Source organism: Paenibacillus sp. B01 (assembly GCF_009649995.1).
Classification (GTDB): Bacteria; Bacillota; Bacilli; order Paenibacillales; family Paenibacillaceae; genus Paenibacillus_O; species Paenibacillus_O pasadenensis.
The window spans coordinates 684,847-703,987 of sequence record NZ_CP045802.1; the positions used below are offsets into that span (position 1 = coordinate 684,847).

21 protein-coding genes and 1 other annotated feature are annotated in these 19,141 nt (G+C 61.5%); of the genes, 20 read left to right on the forward strand and 1 reads right to left on the reverse strand.

Annotated features, from left to right (window positions below):
- The first annotated feature begins 14 nt into the window (after nucleotides 1-14).
- Nucleotides 15-767 (forward strand): CDP-diacylglycerol--serine O-phosphatidyltransferase, encoded by a 753-nt coding sequence (gene pssA, locus GE073_RS02925; protein ID WP_028598175.1) that lies wholly within the window; start codon nucleotides 15-17, stop codon nucleotides 765-767.
- Between the two features lie 80 nt (nucleotides 768-847).
- Here pssA and GE073_RS02930 read toward each other — a convergent pair whose 3' ends face one another.
- Nucleotides 848-1,243, reverse strand: coding sequence for a nucleoside triphosphate pyrophosphohydrolase family protein (locus tag GE073_RS02930; protein ID WP_028598176.1), 396 nt, complete (start codon nucleotides 1,241-1,243; stop codon nucleotides 848-850).
- A 225-nt stretch (nucleotides 1,244-1,468) separates the two neighbouring features.
- On the opposite strand from GE073_RS02930, the gene GE073_RS02935 reads away from it, so the two are divergent.
- The 19 genes from GE073_RS02935 to rpoB all read left to right on the forward strand — a co-directional run bounded on the left by GE073_RS02935 (nucleotide 1,469) and on the right by rpoB (nucleotide 19,132).
- Entirely contained in the window at nucleotides 1,469-2,578 is a 1,110-nt protein-coding gene (locus GE073_RS02935; RefSeq protein ID WP_028598177.1) for a PIN/TRAM domain-containing protein, read from the forward strand.
- A 193-nt stretch (nucleotides 2,579-2,771) separates the two neighbouring features.
- On the forward strand, nucleotides 2,772-3,422 hold the full coding sequence (gene ispD / locus GE073_RS02940; protein WP_267238422.1) for a 2-C-methyl-D-erythritol 4-phosphate cytidylyltransferase: 651 nt from the start codon (nucleotides 2,772-2,774) through the stop codon (nucleotides 3,420-3,422).
- Entirely contained in the window at nucleotides 3,419-3,901 is a 483-nt protein-coding gene (gene ispF, locus GE073_RS02945; protein WP_028598178.1) for a 2-C-methyl-D-erythritol 2,4-cyclodiphosphate synthase, read from the forward strand. Before ispD ends, ispF begins: the two co-directional genes overlap by 4 nt.
- 42 nt (nucleotides 3,902-3,943) lie before the next feature.
- Nucleotides 3,944-5,413 (forward strand): glutamate--tRNA ligase, encoded by a 1,470-nt coding sequence (gene gltX / locus GE073_RS02950; protein ID WP_153782744.1) that lies wholly within the window; start codon nucleotides 3,944-3,946, stop codon nucleotides 5,411-5,413.
- A gap of 456 nt (nucleotides 5,414-5,869) precedes the next feature.
- Nucleotides 5,870-6,583, forward strand: a complete 714-nt coding sequence (gene cysE / locus GE073_RS02955; protein WP_052333082.1) for a serine O-acetyltransferase — start codon at nucleotides 5,870-5,872, stop codon at nucleotides 6,581-6,583.
- Nucleotides 6,580-8,052, forward strand: a complete 1,473-nt coding sequence (gene cysS / locus GE073_RS02960) for a cysteine--tRNA ligase (RefSeq protein ID WP_153782745.1) — start codon at nucleotides 6,580-6,582, stop codon at nucleotides 8,050-8,052. The genes cysE and cysS overlap by 4 nt, the downstream gene beginning before the upstream one ends.
- Nucleotides 8,037-8,543, forward strand: a complete 507-nt coding sequence (locus tag GE073_RS02965) for a Mini-ribonuclease 3 (protein WP_228551246.1) — start codon at nucleotides 8,037-8,039, stop codon at nucleotides 8,541-8,543. The genes cysS and GE073_RS02965 overlap by 16 nt, the downstream gene beginning before the upstream one ends.
- On the forward strand, nucleotides 8,533-9,306 hold the full coding sequence (rlmB, locus tag GE073_RS02970) for a 23S rRNA (guanosine(2251)-2'-O)-methyltransferase RlmB (protein ID WP_052333083.1): 774 nt from the start codon (nucleotides 8,533-8,535) through the stop codon (nucleotides 9,304-9,306). The genes GE073_RS02965 and rlmB overlap by 11 nt, the downstream gene beginning before the upstream one ends.
- Nucleotides 9,307-9,312: 6 nt before the next feature.
- The gene (locus GE073_RS02975; protein ID WP_028598182.1) at nucleotides 9,313-9,834 is read left to right on the forward strand and encodes an NYN domain-containing protein; all 522 of its coding nucleotides are present in this window, start codon (nucleotides 9,313-9,315) and stop codon (nucleotides 9,832-9,834) included.
- A 230-nt stretch (nucleotides 9,835-10,064) separates the two neighbouring features.
- Complete coding sequence (gene sigH / locus GE073_RS02980; protein WP_028598183.1) at nucleotides 10,065-10,715, forward strand: RNA polymerase sporulation sigma factor SigH; 651 nt, start codon at nucleotides 10,065-10,067, stop codon at nucleotides 10,713-10,715.
- A gap of 331 nt (nucleotides 10,716-11,046) precedes the next feature.
- A complete protein-coding gene (gene rpmG, locus GE073_RS02985) occupies nucleotides 11,047-11,196 on the forward strand; it encodes a 50S ribosomal protein L33 (RefSeq protein ID WP_084136916.1) in 150 nt (49 codons plus the stop codon).
- Between the two features lie 18 nt (nucleotides 11,197-11,214).
- Nucleotides 11,215-11,424 carry a preprotein translocase subunit SecE gene (secE, locus tag GE073_RS02990; RefSeq protein WP_028598184.1) on the forward strand — a complete coding sequence of 70 codons (210 nt, stop codon included), beginning with the start codon at nucleotides 11,215-11,217 and terminating at the stop codon, nucleotides 11,422-11,424.
- 23 nt (nucleotides 11,425-11,447) lie between these two features.
- Nucleotides 11,448-11,981, forward strand: coding sequence for a transcription termination/antitermination protein NusG (gene nusG / locus GE073_RS02995; protein WP_028598185.1), 534 nt, complete (start codon nucleotides 11,448-11,450; stop codon nucleotides 11,979-11,981).
- Nucleotides 11,982-12,075: 94 nt separating this feature from the next.
- Nucleotides 12,076-12,501: a 50S ribosomal protein L11 gene (gene rplK / locus GE073_RS03000; RefSeq protein WP_021878535.1), complete on the forward strand. Its 426-nt coding sequence runs from the start codon at nucleotides 12,076-12,078 to the stop codon at nucleotides 12,499-12,501.
- A gap of 113 nt (nucleotides 12,502-12,614) precedes the next feature.
- Nucleotides 12,615-13,307: a 50S ribosomal protein L1 gene (gene rplA, locus GE073_RS03005; protein ID WP_153782746.1), complete on the forward strand. Its 693-nt coding sequence runs from the start codon at nucleotides 12,615-12,617 to the stop codon at nucleotides 13,305-13,307.
- A 13-nt stretch (nucleotides 13,308-13,320) separates the two neighbouring features.
- Nucleotides 13,321-13,457: a sequence feature (ribosomal protein L10 leader region), on the forward strand.
- A gap of 62 nt (nucleotides 13,458-13,519) precedes the next feature.
- A complete protein-coding gene (rplJ, locus tag GE073_RS03010) occupies nucleotides 13,520-14,023 on the forward strand; it encodes a 50S ribosomal protein L10 (RefSeq protein WP_028598187.1) in 504 nt (167 codons plus the stop codon).
- 76 nt (nucleotides 14,024-14,099) lie between these two features.
- Nucleotides 14,100-14,462: a 50S ribosomal protein L7/L12 gene (gene rplL / locus GE073_RS03015; protein WP_028598188.1), complete on the forward strand. Its 363-nt coding sequence runs from the start codon at nucleotides 14,100-14,102 to the stop codon at nucleotides 14,460-14,462.
- 88 nt (nucleotides 14,463-14,550) lie between these two features.
- Complete coding sequence (locus GE073_RS03020) at nucleotides 14,551-15,153, forward strand: class I SAM-dependent methyltransferase (protein WP_028598189.1); 603 nt, start codon at nucleotides 14,551-14,553, stop codon at nucleotides 15,151-15,153.
- Between the two features lie 433 nt (nucleotides 15,154-15,586).
- A complete protein-coding gene (gene rpoB, locus GE073_RS03025; RefSeq protein ID WP_028598190.1) occupies nucleotides 15,587-19,132 on the forward strand; it encodes a DNA-directed RNA polymerase subunit beta in 3,546 nt (1,181 codons plus the stop codon).
- Nucleotides 19,133-19,141 lie beyond the last annotated feature (9 nt).

The following is a 19,141-nucleotide window of genomic DNA, read 5'->3' on the forward strand; positions in this document are numbered from 1 at the left end:
TGAGGTGGAAGCAAGTGTTCGCAAAGTCGTTGCCGAGCCTTTTTACGATAGGAAACCTGTTCCTCGGGATTGTGTCGATCATTCTCGTGTTCAATGATAAACCGGAGATGGCGGCGATGATGGTCATCATCGCCATGCTGCTCGACGGCGTGGACGGACGCGTCGCCCGCGCGCTGGGCGTGACGAGCGAGTTCGGCAAGGAGCTCGATTCCTTGTCGGACGTCATCTCCTTCGGCGTCGCGCCGGCCTTCATCATGTACGTCGTCGCCTTCCAGGAGCTGAACTCCGACGCGGCCTCGTGGATCGTCACCGCGATCTTCCCGATCTGCGGCGCGCTCCGGCTGGCCCGCTTCAACGTCGTCAGCAACGTCGCGCCGGGCTATTTCATCGGCTTGCCGATTCCGGCCGCGGGCGGAATCCTGGCGACGCTGGCGCTGTTCCACAACGACATCCAGCCATGGGTGCTCATGGCGAGCACGCTCGGCCTGGCGCTGCTCATGGTCAGCACGGTCAAGTACCCGAACTTCAAGAAGATCGGCCTGCCCAAGAGCGCGATCTGGAGCATCCCGGTCGTCGTCGGCATCGCCGTCGTGCTGGGCATCGCGTTCCCGGACCAGCTGAGCAAGATCATCTTCGTGCCGCTGCTCCTGTACGCGCTCTACGGCCTAAAAAAAAACGTTAATGTCCAAGGACGTCTTCGCCGCCGCCGCCGCGCGCAGGGCGACGAGGACCTCGAGGAGCGTCGCCGCAAGAGGCGCAGCGTCTAGGATCGCAAGATCCTCGAACGAAAAAAATCCAGGCATCCGCTGCAAGCGGACGGCCTGGATTTTTTGCTTTTCAAGCGGATCTAGGTGAGATTGAAGACGCCGAGCGTAGAGCACTTGTCGGATTCGGCCTTGACGACCTCGTCCAGGTCGATGTCCAGCAGGTTGCAGAGGGCGGACATGTAGAACAGGTTGCGTCCAAGCTCCGCCTTGAGCACGTCTCGGCAGTTCTCGCATACGGCGCCGTCCATGTGGGACTCGAGCAGCCGCTTGGCCGTCTCCAGCTCCGGCTCCTCGGAATAATGCTGCCTGGACGCCTGGATCTCGATGCAGCCGCATTCCGTGACGGCCTTGGCCACGGCGCGGTTCACCGCCGCTCCAGTCTGGCCGAACTTGGACAGCACGTCCAGCACGCTGCGGTGGCGCAATATCAGTTCCGATACCTGCTCCTGAAAATCGTGAAGCGTTGGTGCGCTCATCGTACCCACCTCTTTCGCGAAGGTTTCGTTTGAAGTAAAGGCTATCCCCATTATACAGCGCCTCCTTCCGAAAACAAAAAGCATTTGCCCATTATGAGAAATCCTTCATGACGTCAGGCAGCGGCTGCCGCCCTTCCTTTCCATGCGGCCGCGCGCCGTGCCGCTCGGGCGGTTTAGCCTTCGCCGGATTGGAACATACTGGCTAATGGAGGTGGCGACTAAGCTATGGTAAAACGTATTCTGCAATTACTCGGACTTGTATTTGGCGGCATGCTGGGCTCCCAGGCGGGCATCGGCGCCGGTGGCAGCCTCCCGGCTGGCATGGGCTACAGCGCCTTGGCCGGGAGCTACGGCTCCATGGGCTATTATCTGGGACTCGGGGTCGGCGCGTTCTGCGGCCTGCTGCTCGCGACCGCGCTCGCCGGGCAGGCGCAGCGGCTGCTCGGGGAAGGCGCGCGGCGAGCCGCCGAGCTGCCTGCGGCCGACCTGCTCGCCGGCGCGGCCGGACTGACCTGCGGCCTCGTGCTGTCGGCGCTGCTCTACCCGTCGGTCTCGCGCCTGCCGGAGTCGGCGGCGATGATCGCGCCCGCGCTGCTGACGCTCGGCCTCGGCTATGTCGGGTTGACGGTCGGCCTTCGCAAGAAGGAGGAGCTGACCGCCGGACTGACGGCGCTGCTGCAGCCGAAGGCGGCGCCGGAGCCGGAGAAGGTCGAGCCGGTCAACTTCGAAGAGCATAAGATCATGGACACGAGCGTCATCATCGACGGCCGGATCGCGGACATCTGCAAGACCGGCTTCATCGAGGGCACGCTCGTCATCCCGGAGTTCGTCCTGGAGGAGCTGCAGCATATCGCCGACTCGTCGGATCTGCTCAAGCGCAACCGCGGACGCCGCGGCCTCGACATCCTGAACAAGATCCAGAAGGAGCTCGACGTCAAGGTGCTCATCTACGAGGGCGACTTCGAGGATGTGAGCGAGGTGGACAGCAAGCTCGTGAAGCTGGCGAAGCTGCTGCGCGGCAAGGTGCTGACCAACGACTTCAACCTCAACAAGGTGTGCGAGCTGCAGGGCGTGTCGGTGCTGAACATCAACGATCTCGCCAACGCCGTCAAGCCGGTCGTGCTGCCGGGCGAGGAGATCGTCGTGCAGATCATCAAGGACGGCAAGGAGCATGGACAAGGCGTCGCCTATCTCGACGACGGCACGATGATCGTCGTCGAGGGCGGACGCGACTACATCGGCATGACGATGGAGGTGCTCGTGACGAGCGTGCTGCAGACGTCGGCGGGAAGGATGATCTTCGCCAAGCCCAAGCTGTTGGAAAAAGCGCTGTAACGAGGTATGATAAGGAAATGAACGTTACAGCGGGATGTGAGCAAACATGAAGGACGGCAAGGAGCCGGCGAAGCGGGCTTCGAGGCTTCGTCCGCAGAGCGGGGCGGCCGCCGGCGAGGCTGCGGCTGGAGCGCCGGACGCTTCGGAGCCGCGCTGGGGGGCGGTCGTCGTCGCCGCCGGCCGCGGCACGCGGATGGGCACGGCCGAGAGCAAGCAGTTTCTCGAGCTCGGCGGCAAGCCGCTGCTGATCCATTCGCTGGAGCTGCTGCAGGGGATGGACGAGGTCGCCGAGATCGTGCTCGTGACCGGAGCTTCGGATGTGGAGCGGTGCCGCGACTGGTGCCGCTCCTATCGCTTGTCCAAGGTGGCGGCGGTGCTGGAGGGCGGCAGCGAGCGGCAGCACAGCGTGCGGCTCGGACTGCGCGGTCTCGGGACGGAGTGGGCGCTCGTCCACGACGGGGTGCGGCCGCTCGTCACCGCTGCCGCCGTGCGGGCCTGCCTGCGACGGGCCGAGCAGACGGGAGCGGCCGTGCTGGCCGTGCCGGTCAAGGACACGATCAAGCAGGCGGACGAGCACGGAGTCATCGTCGCCACGCCGGACCGAAGCAGCTTGTGGGCGATCCAGACGCCGCAGGCTTTTCGCCGTGTCCGGCTGCTGGAAGCCCATGAGCAGGCGCTTGCGAGCGGCTTTCTCGGCACGGACGACGCGATGGCGGTAGAGCGGCTCGGCGATCCGGTGTCGGTCGTCGAGGGCGAATATACGAACATCAAGATCACGACGCCGGAGGATCTCCCGTACGCGGAGTTCCTGCTGGCGCGGCGGGAGAGGGGAACGGAATCATGATTCGGATCGGACAAGGCTTTGACGTGCATCAGCTGGTGGAGGGACGTCCGTGCATCATCGGAGGCGTGACGATTCCGTTCGAAAAGGGGCTGCTCGGCCACTCCGACGCGGACGTGCTGCTGCATACGGTGGCGGACGCGCTGCTCGGCGCGCTTGCGCTCGGCGACATCGGCAAGCATTTTCCCGACACGGACCCCGCGTTCAAGGACGCGGACAGCCTGAAGCTGCTGGAGCAGGTGTGGGGGCTGATCAAGGAGCGGGGCTGGCGCCTCGGCAACCTCGACTGCACGATCATCGCCCAGGCGCCCAAGATGGCGCCGCATATTCCGGCGATGGTCGAGATCATCGCGCGCGCGCTCGAGGCGCAGCCGGATCAAGTCAACGTCAAGGCGACGACGACCGAGAAGCTCGGCTTCCCCGGACGCGGCGAGGGCATCGCCGCGCAGGCGGTTGTCTGCCTCGTGCAGGGTGTGCTATGATGGCACTTATTTTAAGAGGCTGAACGAAAAGGGGAAACCGACATGGCACAAAACGAAGTCCGCGTCCGCTACGCGCCGTCGCCGACGGGACATCTGCATATCGGCAACGCGCGCACCGCGCTGTTCAACTACCTGTACGCCCGCCGCCACGGCGGCAAGTTCATCGTGCGCATCGAGGATACGGACGTCAAGCGCAACGTGGCCGGCGGCGAGGAGAGCCAGCTCAAGTTCATGGCCTGGCTCGGCATTACCTGGGATGAGAGCGTCGATGTCGGCGGCGGCTATGGCCCGTATCGGCAGACGGAGCGGCTCGACATCTACCGCGAATACTGGCAGGACCTGCTGGACCGCGGCCTGGCGTACCGCTGCTACTGCACCGAGCAGGAGCTCGAGCAGGAGCGCGAGGAGCAGGCCGCGCGCGGCGAGACGCCGCGCTACTCGGGCCGCCACCGCGACCTGACGCCGGAGCAGCAGGCCGCCTTCGAGGCGGAAGGCCGCGTGGCGAGCATCCGCTTCCGCGTGCCGGAGAACCGGACCTACGAGTGGAACGATATGGTAAAAGGCCTGATCCGCATCGACACGAGCGAGACGGGCGACTTCGTCATCGTCAAGAAGGACGGCATTCCGACGTACAACTTCGCGGTGGCGGTCGACGACCATCGGATGAAGATCTCGCATGTGCTGCGGGGCGAGGACCATATCTCCAACACGCCGCGCCAGCTCATGATCTACGAGGCGCTCGGCTGGGAGCCGCCGCTGTTCGCGCACATGACGCTGATCGTCAACGAGCAGCGCAAGAAGCTGAGCAAGCGCGACGAGTCGATCATCCAGTTCATCGAGCAGTACGAGCAGCTCGGCTACTTGCCGGAGACGCTGTTCAACTTCATCGCGCTGCTCGGCTGGTCGCCGGAGGGCGAGCAGGAGCTGTTTACGCGCGAGCAGCTCGTCGAGGCGTTCGACGCCGACCGGCTGAGCAAGAGCCCGGCGGTATTCGACACGAACAAGCTCGCCTGGATGAACGGCGAATACATCAAGCAGCTCGAGCTGCCGCGTCTCGTCGACCTGTGCCTGCCGCATCTGCAGCAGGCGGGCCGCGTCAGCGCCGAGCCGGACGCGCGCGAGCGCGAGTGGGCGGCCGACCTGATCGCCCTGTACCGCGAGAAGCTGCGCTGGGGCGCGGAGATCGTGCCGCTGACCGAGCTGTTCTTCCTCGAATCGTACGAGGACGAGGCGGAGGCGCGCGAGGTGCTGGCGGAGGAGACGGTGCCGCAGGTGCTGTCGGCGTTCCTTGCGGGCATCCAGACGATCGAGCCGGAGGCTTGGAGCGAGGAGGGCGTCAAAGCGCTCATCAAGTCCGTGCAGAAGGAGACCGGCTGCAAGGGCAAGGCGCTGTTCATGCCGATCCGCGCCGCCGTCACCGGCCAGACGCACGGTCCGGACCTGAACCGCACGATCGTGCTGCTCGGACGCGGCAAAGTGGAAAGCCGCCTGCGCGCGCGCCTGCAGGGCTGAGCCCGGAGCGGGCACCTTGCGCTTTGCCGCTTATGGAGTATACTAAAGGTAATTCAAGCACCGATACCGACCGGCTTTGAACAGGATCGGATCGCCATGCCCGGGATTGCAGAGAGGACCTCCGCCATGCAGCCGGCCCGCCCGTTTTCGCGGCGCCGCCGAGTGCAGCGGCGGCTGCGAGAGGTCCATCCCGGCGGCGAATCCGCTGCACCTGCGAGCCTTGCTCCGAGCCCGCTCCCTGCGGTCCGCCACGCGGCCGACACAGGCGAGCCGGGGGTAGGCGGCAACGTCCGGCCTTCGTTACAGGCCCGAGAGTCAGGATTGTCCGCGCCGCGGACGGTTCTGAACCGCAGAGTGGAACCGCGCCATCGACGCCTCTGCAGCCCTTGGGCTGCAGAGGCTTTTTTTCATCCTGACGCACGTCCTGTCGTCAAGGCTGAATGGGGGGGTAGAGACATGATTCGCCACATCAAATCCGATATTCGGGCCGTATTCGACAACGATCCCGCCGCGCGCAGCATTTTCGAGGTCGTCTTCACGTACTCGGGCCTGCACGCGATCTGGGCGCATCGGATCGCGCACGCGCTGTTCAAGCGCCGGCTGTTCACGCTGGCGCGCATCGTCTCGCAGGTGAGCCGGTTCATGACCGGCATCGAGATCCATCCCGGCGCCCGCGTCGGCGACCGGCTGTTCATCGACCACGGCATGGGCGTGGTCATCGGGGAAACCTGCGAAATCGGCGACGATGTCGTCATTTACCAGGGGGTCACGCTCGGGGGCACGGGCAAGGAGAAGGGCAAGCGCCATCCGACGATCGGCAGCAACGTCGTCATCGGCTCCGGCGCGAAGGTGCTCGGCTCGTTCCGGGTCGGCGACAACTGCAACATCGGGTCCAACTCGGTCGTGCTGAGAGAGGTGCCGGACAACAGCACCGTCGTCGGCAACCCCGGGCGCATCGTCAAGCGCAACGGCCTCAAGGTCGGGGATCGACTGGACCATGCGAAGCTGCCCGATCCGGTCATCGAGATGTTCCGAAGCATGCAGAACGAGATCAATCTCCTGAGGACGCAAGTGAGCGAGCTGCGCGAGAGCGCGGCGGAGCGGGACGTCCGGGAGCATCATGAGCGGCAGGTCAGGCTGCCGGTAGGCGGAGGGGAGCAGCAGCGATGAGTCTGCAGATCTACAATACGATGAGCCGGAGGCAGGAAGAGTTCATCTCCCAGCAGCCGGGTAAAGTAAAGATGTACGTGTGCGGCCCGACCGTATACGACTATATCCATATCGGCAACGCGCGTCCGGCGATTTTTTTCGACGTCGTTCGCCGCTACCTGGAGGCGGTCGGCTATGAGGTCGACTACCTCGTCAACTTCACCGATGTCGACGACAAGCTGATCCGCAAGGCGGAGCAGCTCGGCACGACGGTGCCGGAGGTGGCCGAGCGCTTCATCGAGGCGTTCTACGAGGACACGGAGCGGCTGGGCGTGCGCCGGGCGACGCGCAATCCGCGCGTCATGGAGCATATTCCGCAGATCGTCGCCTTCATCGGCGAGCTGGTCGACAAGGGCGCGGCATACCCGAGCGGCGGCGACGTGTATTTCCGCACCAAGTCGTTCGCCGCATACGGCCAGCTGTCCCATCAAAACCTCGAGGAGCTGCAGCTCGGCATCCGCATCGGCATCGACGAGCGCAAGGAGGACCCGCAGGACTTCGTGCTCTGGAAAGGCGCCAAGCCCGGCGAGATCAGCTGGGAAAGCCCTTGGGGAGCGGGACGGCCGGGCTGGCATATCGAGTGCTCGGCGATGGCCCGCGAATACCTGGGCGATACGCTGGACATCCACGGCGGCGGCCATGACCTGCAGTTCCCGCATCACGAATGCGAGTGCGCGCAGTCGGAGTCGCTGACGGGAAAGCCGCTGTCGCATTATTGGATGCACAACGGATTCATCAACATCGACAATCAGAAAATGTCGAAGTCGCTCGGCAACGGCATCACCGTGAATGAGCTGCTGAAGCGCATCAAGCCGGAGGCGATCCGCTACTTCATGCTGTCGGGCCATTACCGCGCGCCGCTCAACTTCAGCGACGACACGGTGGAGCAGGCGCTCGGCAGCGTGGAGCGCATCGCCAACTGCCGCGTCAACCTGGAGCATCGGCTCGGCGCCGTCGATCCGGACGGCTCCGGCGCAGCAGGCTGGCATGCGCGGCTGGACGCGCCGGTCGGCGCGCTGCGCTATGAGCCGCAGACGGGAGACGAGCCGCTCGACGGCCGGCTGCGGGGACTGCGCGACCGCTTCGCCGCCAAGCTGGACGACGACTTCAACACGCCGGACGCGATCACGGTCTGGTTCGAGCTCGTCGCCGAGGCGAATGCGCTGCTCAAGCTGCCGGTCGCCCCGGCCCCGGCGCTGCGCGCGCTGCTCGGCCTGATGGACGTCATGGACGGCGTGCTCGGCCTGCTGCCGCGGGCGGACGAGGCGGCGGGACTGCTGGACGCCGAGGTCGACGCGCTCATCGCCGAGCGTACGCAGGCGCGCGCGGACAAGAACTGGAAGCGCGCGGACGAGATCCGCGATCTGCTGGCGGAGCAGGGCATCCTGCTGGAGGATACGCCGCAGGGCATCCGATGGCGGCGCAAATGAGCGGCGGCATCGATCCGAAGGCGGCCGGCGCCGCTCCGCTCGGTGAGCAGACGTTCCAGCCGCTGCCTTATGAGGCGCCTTCCAAGCGGCCCGAGCTGCTGAACCCCGTCGTGCTCGCCTATGCCGGCGATGCGGTGTTCGAGCTGCTCGTCCGCCAGCATCTCGTCGCCGGAGACCGGCTCAAGCCGCAGCAGCTTCATCGCGCCGCGACCGGAATCGTCTCGGCCAAGGCGCAGCGCCGCTGGCTCGAGCTGTGGGCGCCGATGCTCGACGAGGAGGAGCAGGACATCGTGCGCCGCGCGCGCAACGCCAAGTCCGGCCAGCCTCCGCGCAACGCCGATCCTCACGACTATCGCCTGGCCACCGCCCTCGAAGGGCTGGTCGGCTATCTATACTATCAAGGCCGGACCGAGAGGCTCCGGGAATTGATGGCGGCCGTGTTCGCAGCGCTCGAGGCGGACCGCCAAAAGGAGAACATGAATGAGCACTGACAAACCGAATCAAGAAACCGAGCCGGCGCAGGACTGGATCGCCGGCAAGCACCCTGTGCTCGAGGCGCTCCGCTCCGGGCGCGAGCTCAACAAGATCTGGATCGCCGATACGGTGCAGAAGCCGTCGGTCGGTCCGATTCTCGCCGAAGCGAAAAACGCCGGCATCGTCGTGCAGTTCGTCGACAAGCGCCGGCTCGACCAGCTTGGCCTCGGCGTCGCGCATCAGGGCGTCGTCGCCCAGGCGGCGGCGTACCGCTACGCGGAGGTGGACGAGCTGCTCTCGCGGGCCAAGGGGAGCGGCCGGCCGCCGCTGCTGCTCATCCTCGACGAGATCGAGGACCCTCACAACCTGGGCTCGATCCTCCGTACGGCCGAATGCACGGGCGTGCACGGCGTCATCATTCCGAAGCGCCGCTCCGCCGGCCTGACCGCGACCGTGTGGAAGACCTCGGCCGGAGCGGCCGAGCATGTGCCGGTGGCGCGCGTGACCAACCTGGCGCAGACGATCGAGACGCTCAAGGAGGAGGGCATCTGGATCGCGGGCGCGGACGTCAGCGCGAGCCAGGACGTGTACCGGACCGACTTCAACCTGCCGCTCGCGCTCGTCATCGGCAACGAGGCGAAGGGCATGGGACGCCTCATCCGGGAGAAATGCGACTTCCTCGTGAAGCTGCCGATGCTCGGCCAGCTCAATTCCCTCAACGCCTCCGTCGCCGCCGGCGTGCTGATGTACGAGGTCGTGCGGCAGCGCGGGAGCGTCTAGTCCGCCGTGGCACGGCAGCCGGACGTCCTGCTGGTGGACGGCTACAACATCATCGGCGCCTGGCCGGAGCTGGAGCGCCTCAAGGAAGCGAACCTCGAGGAAGCGAGGGAGCGGCTGCTCCATCTGCTCGCCGATTACCAGGGCTTCACCGGCATGGAAGTTTATGTCGTGTTCGACGCCCATCAGGTGGCGGGCAGCCGTTCCGCCTACAAGCAGCATAAGATCACGGTCGTTTTCACCAAGGAAAAGGAGACGGCCGACGAATGCATCGAGCGCTTGTCCGGAGAGCTGCGCAAGCGCAGCCGGAGCATCTACGTCGCGACGTCGGACTCCGTCGAGCAGCATGTCGCCTTCGGCAAGGGCGCTCTCCGGCTGTCCGCGCGGGAGCTGCAGCTGGAGCTCGACCAGAACCGGCGGCAGATCGCCCGCTCGCTGAAGGACGATACGCCCAAAAGCCGCAATACGATCGACGGAAACCTCAGCCTGGACGCCCGGATGAAGCTCGAACGGATGAGGCGCGGAGAGTGACAATCGTCATTGCGTTAAAAACATGTAAATAAAATTGCCGCGGAGATAGCGGTTTCAATCCATTCGAGCCCGATTCCAACCACTTTTATCCATTATAGAACGCTCGTTTGCGTTGACGATGTCAAGAGACGTCTTGTATACTTGGCTTATTCTTTTTTGGGAAATATGACCGCCATCAAATGCTACCAATAGACTAGCTGTGCACGCTTTGCAGGCCGGAGGGATTGTTTGTGAGCATCGACCTCAGAGAATGGAGTACGCATGATTATGACTGCCGAACGGATGAGGACGTCGTCGAGGCGGTGCGCATAGGCGACAGCGAAGCGCTGGAATACCTGATCAACAAGTACCGGAACTTTGTCCGGGCCAAAGCCCGCTCGTACTTCCTCATCGGCGCCGACCGGGAGGATATCGTGCAGGAGGGCATGATCGGACTCTACAAGTCGATCCGCGACTTCCGCGGGGACAAGCTCGCTTCCTTCAAGGCGTTCGCCGAGCTGTGCATCACCCGGCAGATCATTACGGCCATCAAGACCGCGACCCGCCAGAAGCATATCCCGCTCAACTCCTATGTTTCTCTGGACAAGCCCATCTACGACGAGGATTCCGACCGTACGCTGCTGGACGTCATCTGCGGCACGCGGGTCAGCGATCCGGAGGAGCTCCTCATCAATCAGGAGGAGTTCGTCGGGCTGGAGGACAAGATGTCCGAGATTCTCAGCGATCTCGAGCGCAAGGTGCTCATGCTGTATCTCGACGGACGCTCGTACCAGGAGATCGCCGTCGATCTGGACCGTCACGTCAAGTCCATCGACAACGCCCTTCAACGGGTGAAGCGCAAGCTGGAGAAGTACTTGGAGCTGCGCGACGTCAGCATCTGAACCGCCGGCCCTCGAGCCGGCACGACCCTGCGGGGTCTTTTTTTGTTATAGAATTCTATGAGACTGTCGATACTGGTACGGCGAGGAACAGCTGCGGGCGGATTCGGAAGACCCGATGCTTTCATTTTCCGGTCCCGGAGCGAGCGCGGGCGAGAGGCGACTTCGCGCGCGCGGCGCGGCTTCCCGGCGCTGCCGGCCCCTAGGAATTGCGTTGACATGCAAGAATCCCGTATGATAAGGTACTTAGAGTGACTCGGATCAGGCCTGAGGCCTCTTTGAGTCCGTTCGCACGTTGTGCGGCATTCATTTATGCGATCGGGAGGTGACTTTAATGCGGGTTATCATTACCCTGGCTTGCACGAGCTGCAAGCAGCGGAATTACACCAACACCAAGAACAAGCGTAATCACCCCGACCGTATGGAGATGAGGAAGTTCTGCAAGTTCTGCAATGAACACACTCCTCACCGCGAGACAAGATAGTCATGGAGGTGGGACCAGATGGCTTTTCTTGCAAGGATCAAGCAGAACTTCGGGTCAACATTCGGTTTCTTCGCAGACAGCTGGGCTGAGCTTAAGAAAGTACGCTGGCCAAACCGTAAAGAGTTGACAAGCTATACGCTCGTCGTGCTCGTGACGATCGTGTTTGTGACGATTTACTTTTGGCTTCTTGACATCGGGATCTCGTCATTGGTTGAACTGATCGTTTAAGAAGGGTCCAAAGGTGGATTGGAATGGAAAAACGATGGTATGTGGTTCATACTTACTCGGGCTATGAGAACAAGGTGAAGGCCAACCTCGAGCGCCGCGTCGAATCCATGGGCATGGAGGACAAGATCTTCCGCGTGCTTGTTCCGATGGAAGAAGAGATCGTGAACAAGGACGGCAAGAAGAAGACCGTCATGCGCAAAGTCTACCCGGGCTACGTCCTGGTAGAGATGATCCAGACCGACGATTCGTGGTATGTCGTCCGCAATACGCCCGGCGTAACGGGATTCGTAGGCTCGACCGGATCCGGCTCCAAGCCGACGGCGCTGCTTCCTGAGGAAGTAGACGCGATCCTCAACCATATGGGGATGTCGGAACCGAAGCCGAAGATGGAGTTCGAGCTCAAGGAAACCGTGCGCGTGACCGTAGGTCCGTTCGCCAATTTTGTCGGAGTCATCGAAGAGATTCAGCTCGACAAAAACAAGCTCAAGGTGCATGTGAACATGTTCGGACGGGAAACCCCGGTTGAACTTGACTACACGCAGGTCGAGAAGGTATAATGAACCGGTTGTTTCCGGCTTTCCAGGGGTTCTCTGGAGGTCGGGGCGCGAGCGATCGCGCAGCGTTATAGTTGGATCGCAGGAGGTGTAACTCATGGCAAAAAAGGTCATCAAGCTGGTCAAGCTGCAAGTTCCGGCAGGCAAAGCCAACCCGGCTCCGCCAATCGGTCCTGCACTCGGTCAAGCAGGCGTCAACATCATGGCGTTCTGTAAGGAATTCAACGCGCGTACGGCGGATCAAGCCGGCCTGATCATTCCGGTCGTCATCACCGTATTCGAAGACCGTTCCTTCACGTTCGAGACGAAGACTCCTCCAGCTGCCGTACTGCTCCGCGTAGCAGCAGGCATCGAGAAGGGCTCCGGCGAGCCGAACAAGAAGAAGGTCGCTACGGTCAACCGTTCCAAGGTTCGCGAGATCGCGGAACAAAAAATGCAGGATCTCAACGCTGCATCCGTAGAAGCTGCAATGCGCATGGTCGAAGGCACCGCCCGCAGCATGGGCGTCACGATCGTCGACTAATCGCGTCCGGCGATCTCGGATCGCCGCCCTGAGCGGAACGATCGGTTTCGCTGTGGGAGGAGCGCCTGCTAGCAGCGCGTTCCGCTACTTACCACACAAGGAGGAAGTTCAACATGGCCAAGCATGGCAAGAAGTACCTGGAAGCCGCCAAGCTGATCGACAGCGAAGCGACTTACGAGCCGGCCGAAGCGATCGAGCTCGTGAAAAAAGCTGCAACCGCCAAATTCGACGAGTCCGTCGAAGTGGCAGTCCGCCTGGGCGTAGACCCGCGGAAACAAGACCAGGCCGTACGCGGTGTCGTCGTACTCCCGCACGGTACCGGCAAAACGAAGCGCGTCCTCGTATTCGCCAAAGGCGACAAAGCGAAGGAAGCCGAAGCTGCAGGCGCTGACTATGTCGGCGATGCGGACATGATCAACAAAATCCAGCAAGGCTGGTTCGAATTCGATGTCTGCGTGGCTACGCCTGACATGATGGCCGAAGTCGGCAAGCTCGGACGGATCCTCGGCGGCAAGGGCCTCATGCCTAACCCGAAAGCCGGTACGGTAACGTTCGACGTGACGAAGGCTGTTCAGGAGATCAAAGCCGGTAAGATCGAATACCGCCTTGACCGTGCAGGTCAAATCCATGCTCCAATCGGCAAGGTATCGTTCGATGCGGAAAAGCTGAACGAGAACCTCAAAGCGCTGCTTGACGCGCTGAACCGTGCGAAGCCGGCTTCGGCCAAAGGGGTTTACCTGAAAAACATCGCGGTATCTTCGACGATGGGACCTGGCGCTCGCGTCAACGTGTCTAACTTCCGCTAAGAGCTGCGATTCCAACTTCAGAACACGCATGCCTAAGACAGTAGGCGCCCTCCGGGCTTAATCTCCTACCGAGGTGTTATGATAAACGTTTCTCGGAAACGGACCATCATGGCCTTCGCTGTCTTGGCGGAGGCCTTTATTCATGCCCGGCATGATGAAGGTCGACCGATCGAAGGATGCACGAGATATTACTACGGGAGGTGTACACCAAAATGGCAAATGCAAAAGTAATCGAGTCCAAGCAGCAGCAGGTGGAAGAGATCTCCTCCAAGCTGAAAGCTAGCACGACGACGGTTGTGGCTGACTACCGCGGACTGAACGTGGCTCAAGTAACGGAACTGCGCAAGCAGCTTCGCGAAGCGGGCATCGAGTTCCAGGTTCTCAAAAACTCCCTCGTCCGCCGTGCGACGGAATCGGCTGAAATGGCCGCGCTGAACGAAGTTCTGACGGGCCCGACGGCAATCGCCTTCGGCGGCGACGACGTTGTCGCTCCGGCCAAGATCCTCAACGACTTCGCCAAAAAGAACGACGCCCTGAAACTGAAAGGCGGCGTGCTCGAAGGCCAAGTCGTAGGCGCGGACCAAATCAAGGCGCTGGCTGAGCTTCCGTCCCGCGACGGTCTCCTGTCCATGCTCCTCAGCGTCCTCCAAGCTCCTATGCGCAACTTTGCCCTCGCGGTCAAAGCAGTCGCAGAAAAGCAAGAGGCGGAAGCGTAAGCGAACGCAAATGCAAGCCGGCTTAGCCGGAATCGGATAGACCCAAAAAAAATAAAACCCCAATGGAGGTTCACCCATGAGCAAAGAGCAAATTCTTGAAGCCATCAAAGGCATGAACGTTCTGGAACTGAACGATCTCGTTAAAGCAATCGAAGAAGAATTCGGCGTAACGGCTGCTGCACCTACGGTTGTAGCTGCTGGCGGCGGCGCTGCAGAAGTTGCCGAGCAATCCGAATTCGACGTTATCCTGACGAGCGCAGGCGCTTCCAAAATCAACGTCATCAAAGTCGTTCGCGAACTGACGGGCCTGGGCCTGAAAGAAGCGAAAGAAGTTGTTGACAACGCTCCAAAAGCAATCAAAGAAAAAGTATCCAAAGAAGACGCTGAAGCCGTTAAAGCGAAGCTTGAAGAAGCTGGCGCTGCGGTAGAAGTGAAGTAATAGCTGCCCCCGCGCAGCACGGAACCCCTTGGAACCTTTCGGCTCCAAGGGGTTCTCTTTCTAATTAACGCGAAGGGAGCCATCCGGCATGGCGGAGCACTACTATTCCAAAACGCCCGATGCCAAGGAAAATCGGCAGCAGCATCAGACGACGCTGCGCGGCTTTTCGTTCCGGTTCTGGACGGACAACGGCGTGTTTTCCAAAGGGGGCATCGATTACGGGAGCCGCTTTCTCATCGAACAGATGCAGATCGGAGAAGCGGACCGGGTGCTGGACGTCGGCTGCGGCTATGGGCCGATTGGACTGACTGCCGCCCGGCTCGCGCCGAAGGGACAAGCGGTGCTGCTCGACATCAACGAGCGGGCGGTCGAGCTGGCGCGGGAAAATGCACGCAGCAATGAAATTGCGAACGTCGACATCCGGCAAAGCGATTTATACGAAGCGGCAGCCGGCTTGGAAAAGTTCGATGTCATCTTGACGAACCCGCCGATTCGCGCGGGCAAGGCGGTCGTGCACCGTATTTTCGAAGAAGGGGCGGAGCTGCTGAAGCCCGGCGGAAGCATGTGGGTCGTCATTCAGAAAAAACAGGGAGCCCCGTCGGCGGAAGCCAAGCTGCAGCAGCTTTTCGGCAAAGTCGTCGAGATCGGCAAGGACAAAGGCTTCCGCATTTTCAAGGCGATCAAGGGCTGACAGGCGCAAGCAGAAAGCGCGTGACTTGAAAAGAGACCCTATTCTCATTTTTCTTGACTCGCCCAAACGGTTGTGTTAATATTATAAAATGTCAGCATTAAAATAGGCGGAATCTCTTTAGTCCGCTAAAATGTCAAGAATTTTTTATTTGATGCCGCGCGCATACAAATCTGGTTTTTGACGTATAATGTTTAGATTTTGGGCAAAATTACATGATAGGAGACCGTCTCTCCTGCGGTGGCTCATCCGTGGAGAGGCCGAGGTTCCAGGCCGGAAGCATGCTCTTTTTTCGAACCCTATTCGATAAGGGCTTTTCTTTATTTACCACGCCGATCCTTGATTTCAAGCAGGAAGTCGATGGTGAACGGGCTGTGCGGTCTAGTCATGAGTGCGCTTATCAAGCTGAGAAGCAGACATGAGGGGTGAGGTTAAGTTGGCAGGACAACTTGTTCAGTATGGTCGACGCACGCGTAGGAGCTATAACCGGATTCACGAAGTGCTCGAGGTTCCGAACTTGATTGAAATCCAACAAAAGTCTTACGAGAAGTTTTTGGACAGCGATCTGCTGGAGCTCTTCCAGGACATTTCGCCGATCCAGGACTTCACGGGAAATCTTTCGTTGGAATTCATCGATTACAGTCTCGGAGAGCCGAAGTATTCGGTCGATGAGTCGAAAGAACGCGACGTTACGTATGCCGCGCCGCTGCGCGTTAAGGTAAGGCTCCTTAACAAGGAAACAGGCGAGGTCAAGGAACAGGAAGTGTTCATGGGCGATTTTCCGCTGATGACCGAGACGGGCACCTTCATCATCAATGGTGCGGAGCGCGTCATCGTCAGCCAATTGGTACGCTCACCCAGCGTCTACTTCAGCACGAAGGTCGACAAGAACGGCAAGCGCACCTACACGGCTACCGTCATTCCGAACCGGGGCGCCTGGCTGGAGCTCGAGACCGACGCCAAGGACATCATCTATGTGCGCATCGACCGTACCCGGAAAATTCCGGTAACGGTGCTTCTTCGCGCCCTCGGCTTCGGCACCGATGCCGAGATTCTGGACTTGCTCGGACAGGACGAGTACATCAAGAATACGCTGGACAAGGACAACACGGACTCGACGGAGAAAGCTCTGATCGAGATCTACGAGCGCCTTCGTCCGGGCGAGCCGCCGACGCTGGACAACGCCAAGAGCTTGCTCGTCGCGCGCTTCTTCGACCCGAAACGCTATGATCTGGCCAACGTCGGCCGGTACAAGATCAATAAAAAGCTTCATATCAAGAACCGCCTCTTCAATCAGCGCCTGGCGGAAACGCTTGTGGACACCTCGACTGGCGAGATTCTGGCCGAAGCCGGCCAGATGATCGACCGCCGCCTGCTCGACGAGCTGCTCCCACATCTGGAGAACAAGCTCAGCAGCAAGGTGCACCAGGTCGCGGGCGGCGTCATGGATGCGAATAGTATCCCACTCCAGACGATCAGCGTATTCGCGCCGAACGAAGATGGCAAAATCATCAAAGTCATCTCCAACGACGTCATCGACAAATCCGTCAAGCACATCACGCCGGCGGACATCATTTCGTCGATCAACTATTTCATCAACCTGCTGCACGGCGTAGGCAGCACGGACGACATCGACCATCTCGGCAACCGCCGCCTCCGTTCCGTAGGCGAGCTGCTGCAGAACCAGTTCCGCATCGGCCTCTCCCGCATGGAGCGCGTCGTGCGCGAGCGCATGTCGATCCAGGACGCCAACGCCATCACGCCGCAGGCGCTCATCAATATTCGTCCGGTCATCGCGTCGATCAAGGAGTTCTTCGGCTCCTCGCAGCTGTCGCAGTTCATGGACCAGACGAACCCGCTGGCCGAGCTGACGCATAAGCGCCGTCTGTCCGCTCTCGGACCGGGCGGTCTGACACGCGAGCGCGCCGGCATGGAAGTCCGCGACGTCCACCATTCCCACTATGGCCGGATGTGCCCGATCGAGACGCCGGAGGGACCGAACATCGGTCTGATCAACTCCTTGTCCAGCTTCGCCCGCATCAACGAGTACGGCTTCATCGAGGCTCCGTACCGCTGGGTCGATCCGAAAACGGGCGTCGTCACCGAGCAGATCGCCTATCTGACGGCAGATGAAGAGGACAACTACGTCATCGCCCAGGCGAACGCGCTGCTCGGAGAAGACAGCCGGTTCATCGACGATCAGGTCATCGTCCGCTACAACAAGCAGGCCGACAACATCCTGACGATGCCGACCGAGCGCGTCGACTACATGGACGTCTCGCCGAAGCAGGTCGTTTCGGTCGCGACGGCGCTCATTCCGTTCCTCGAGAACGATGACTCCAACCGCGCGCTCATGGGCTCCAACATGCAGCGGCAAGCGGTGCCGCTCCTCATTCCGAAGGCGCCGCTCGTCGGCACCGGCATGGAGCACAAGTCGGCCAAGGACTCGGGCGTCTGCATCGTGTCCAAGCACGACGGCGTCATCGAGCGCGCCTCGGCCAATGAAATCTGGGTGCGCCGCGTCGAGAACGTCGACGGCAAGCAGGTGACGGGAGATCTCATCAAGCACAAGCTGCACAAGTTCACCCGCTCCAACCAAGGCACCTGCATCAACCAGCGTCCGCTCGCCCGCAAAGGCGATATCGTCAAAAAAGGCGACATCCTCGCGGACGGCCCGTCCACGGAGCAGGGCGAGCTCGCGCTCGGCCGCAACGTCGTCGTCGCGTTCATGACCTGGGAAGGCTACAACTACGAGGATGCGATCCTGCTCAGCGAGAAGCTGGTCAAGGAAGACGTATACACGTCCATCCACATTGAGGAATACGAGTCCGAAGCCCGCGACACGAAGCTCGGACCCGAAGAGATCACCCGCGACATCCCGAACGTCGGCGAAGAGGCGCTTAAAAACCTCGACGAGCGCGGCATCATCCGCGTCGGCGCGGAGATCAGCGCCGGAGACATCCTCGTCGGCAAGGTAACGCCTAAAGGCGTGACGGAGCTGACCGCGGAAGAGCGCCTGCTGCACGCCATCTTCGGCGAGAAGGCGCGCGAGGTCCGCGACACGAGCCTGCGCGTGCCGCACGGCACCGACGGCATCGTCGTCGACGTCAAGGTGTTCACCCGCGAGAACGGCGACGAGCTACCGCCGGGCGTCAACCAGCTGGTGCGCGTCTACATCGCGCAGAAGCGGAAGATTTCCGAAGGCGACAAAATGGCCGGACGCCACGGCAACAAGGGCGTCATCGCCCGCATCCTGCCGGAAGAAGACATGCCGTTCCTGCCGGACGGCACGCCGGTCGAGGTCGTTCTCAACCCGCTGGGCGTTCCTTCCCGGATGAATATCGGCCAGGTGCTTGAAGTCCACCTCGGCATGGCGTGCAAGCGCCTCGGCATCCACGCGGCTACGCCGGTATTCGACGGAGCGCGCGAGTATGACGTCTTCGACACGATGGAAGAAGCCGGCATGCAGCGCAACGGCAAGACCGTCCTGTACGACGGGCGGACCGGCGAGCGCTTCGAGCGCGAAGTTACGGTCGGCGTCATGTACATGATCAAGCTGGCGCACATGGTCGACGACAAGATCCACGCCCGCTCCACGGGTCCTTACTCCCTCGTTACGCAGCAGCCGCTCGGCGGCAAGGCCCAGTTCGGCGGCCAGCGCTTCGGCGAGATGGAGGTATGGGCGCTGGAGGCATACGGCGCGGCGTATACCCTGCAGGAGATTCTGACGGTCAAGTCCGACGACGTCGTCGGCCGCGTCAAGACCTACGAGTCGATCGTCAAGGGCGAGAACGTGCCGGAGCCTGGCGTTCCGGAGTCGTTCAAGGTCCTCATCAAGGAGCTGCAGTCCCTCGGCATGGACGTCAAGATCCTCAACGAGAACGAGGACGAGATCGAGATGAAGGAAATCGACGACGAGGAAGAGGGCACGGGCGACAAGCTCAACCTGAACCTGGAAGGCGCCGAAGCAGGCGTGGAATAAGAGCCATAC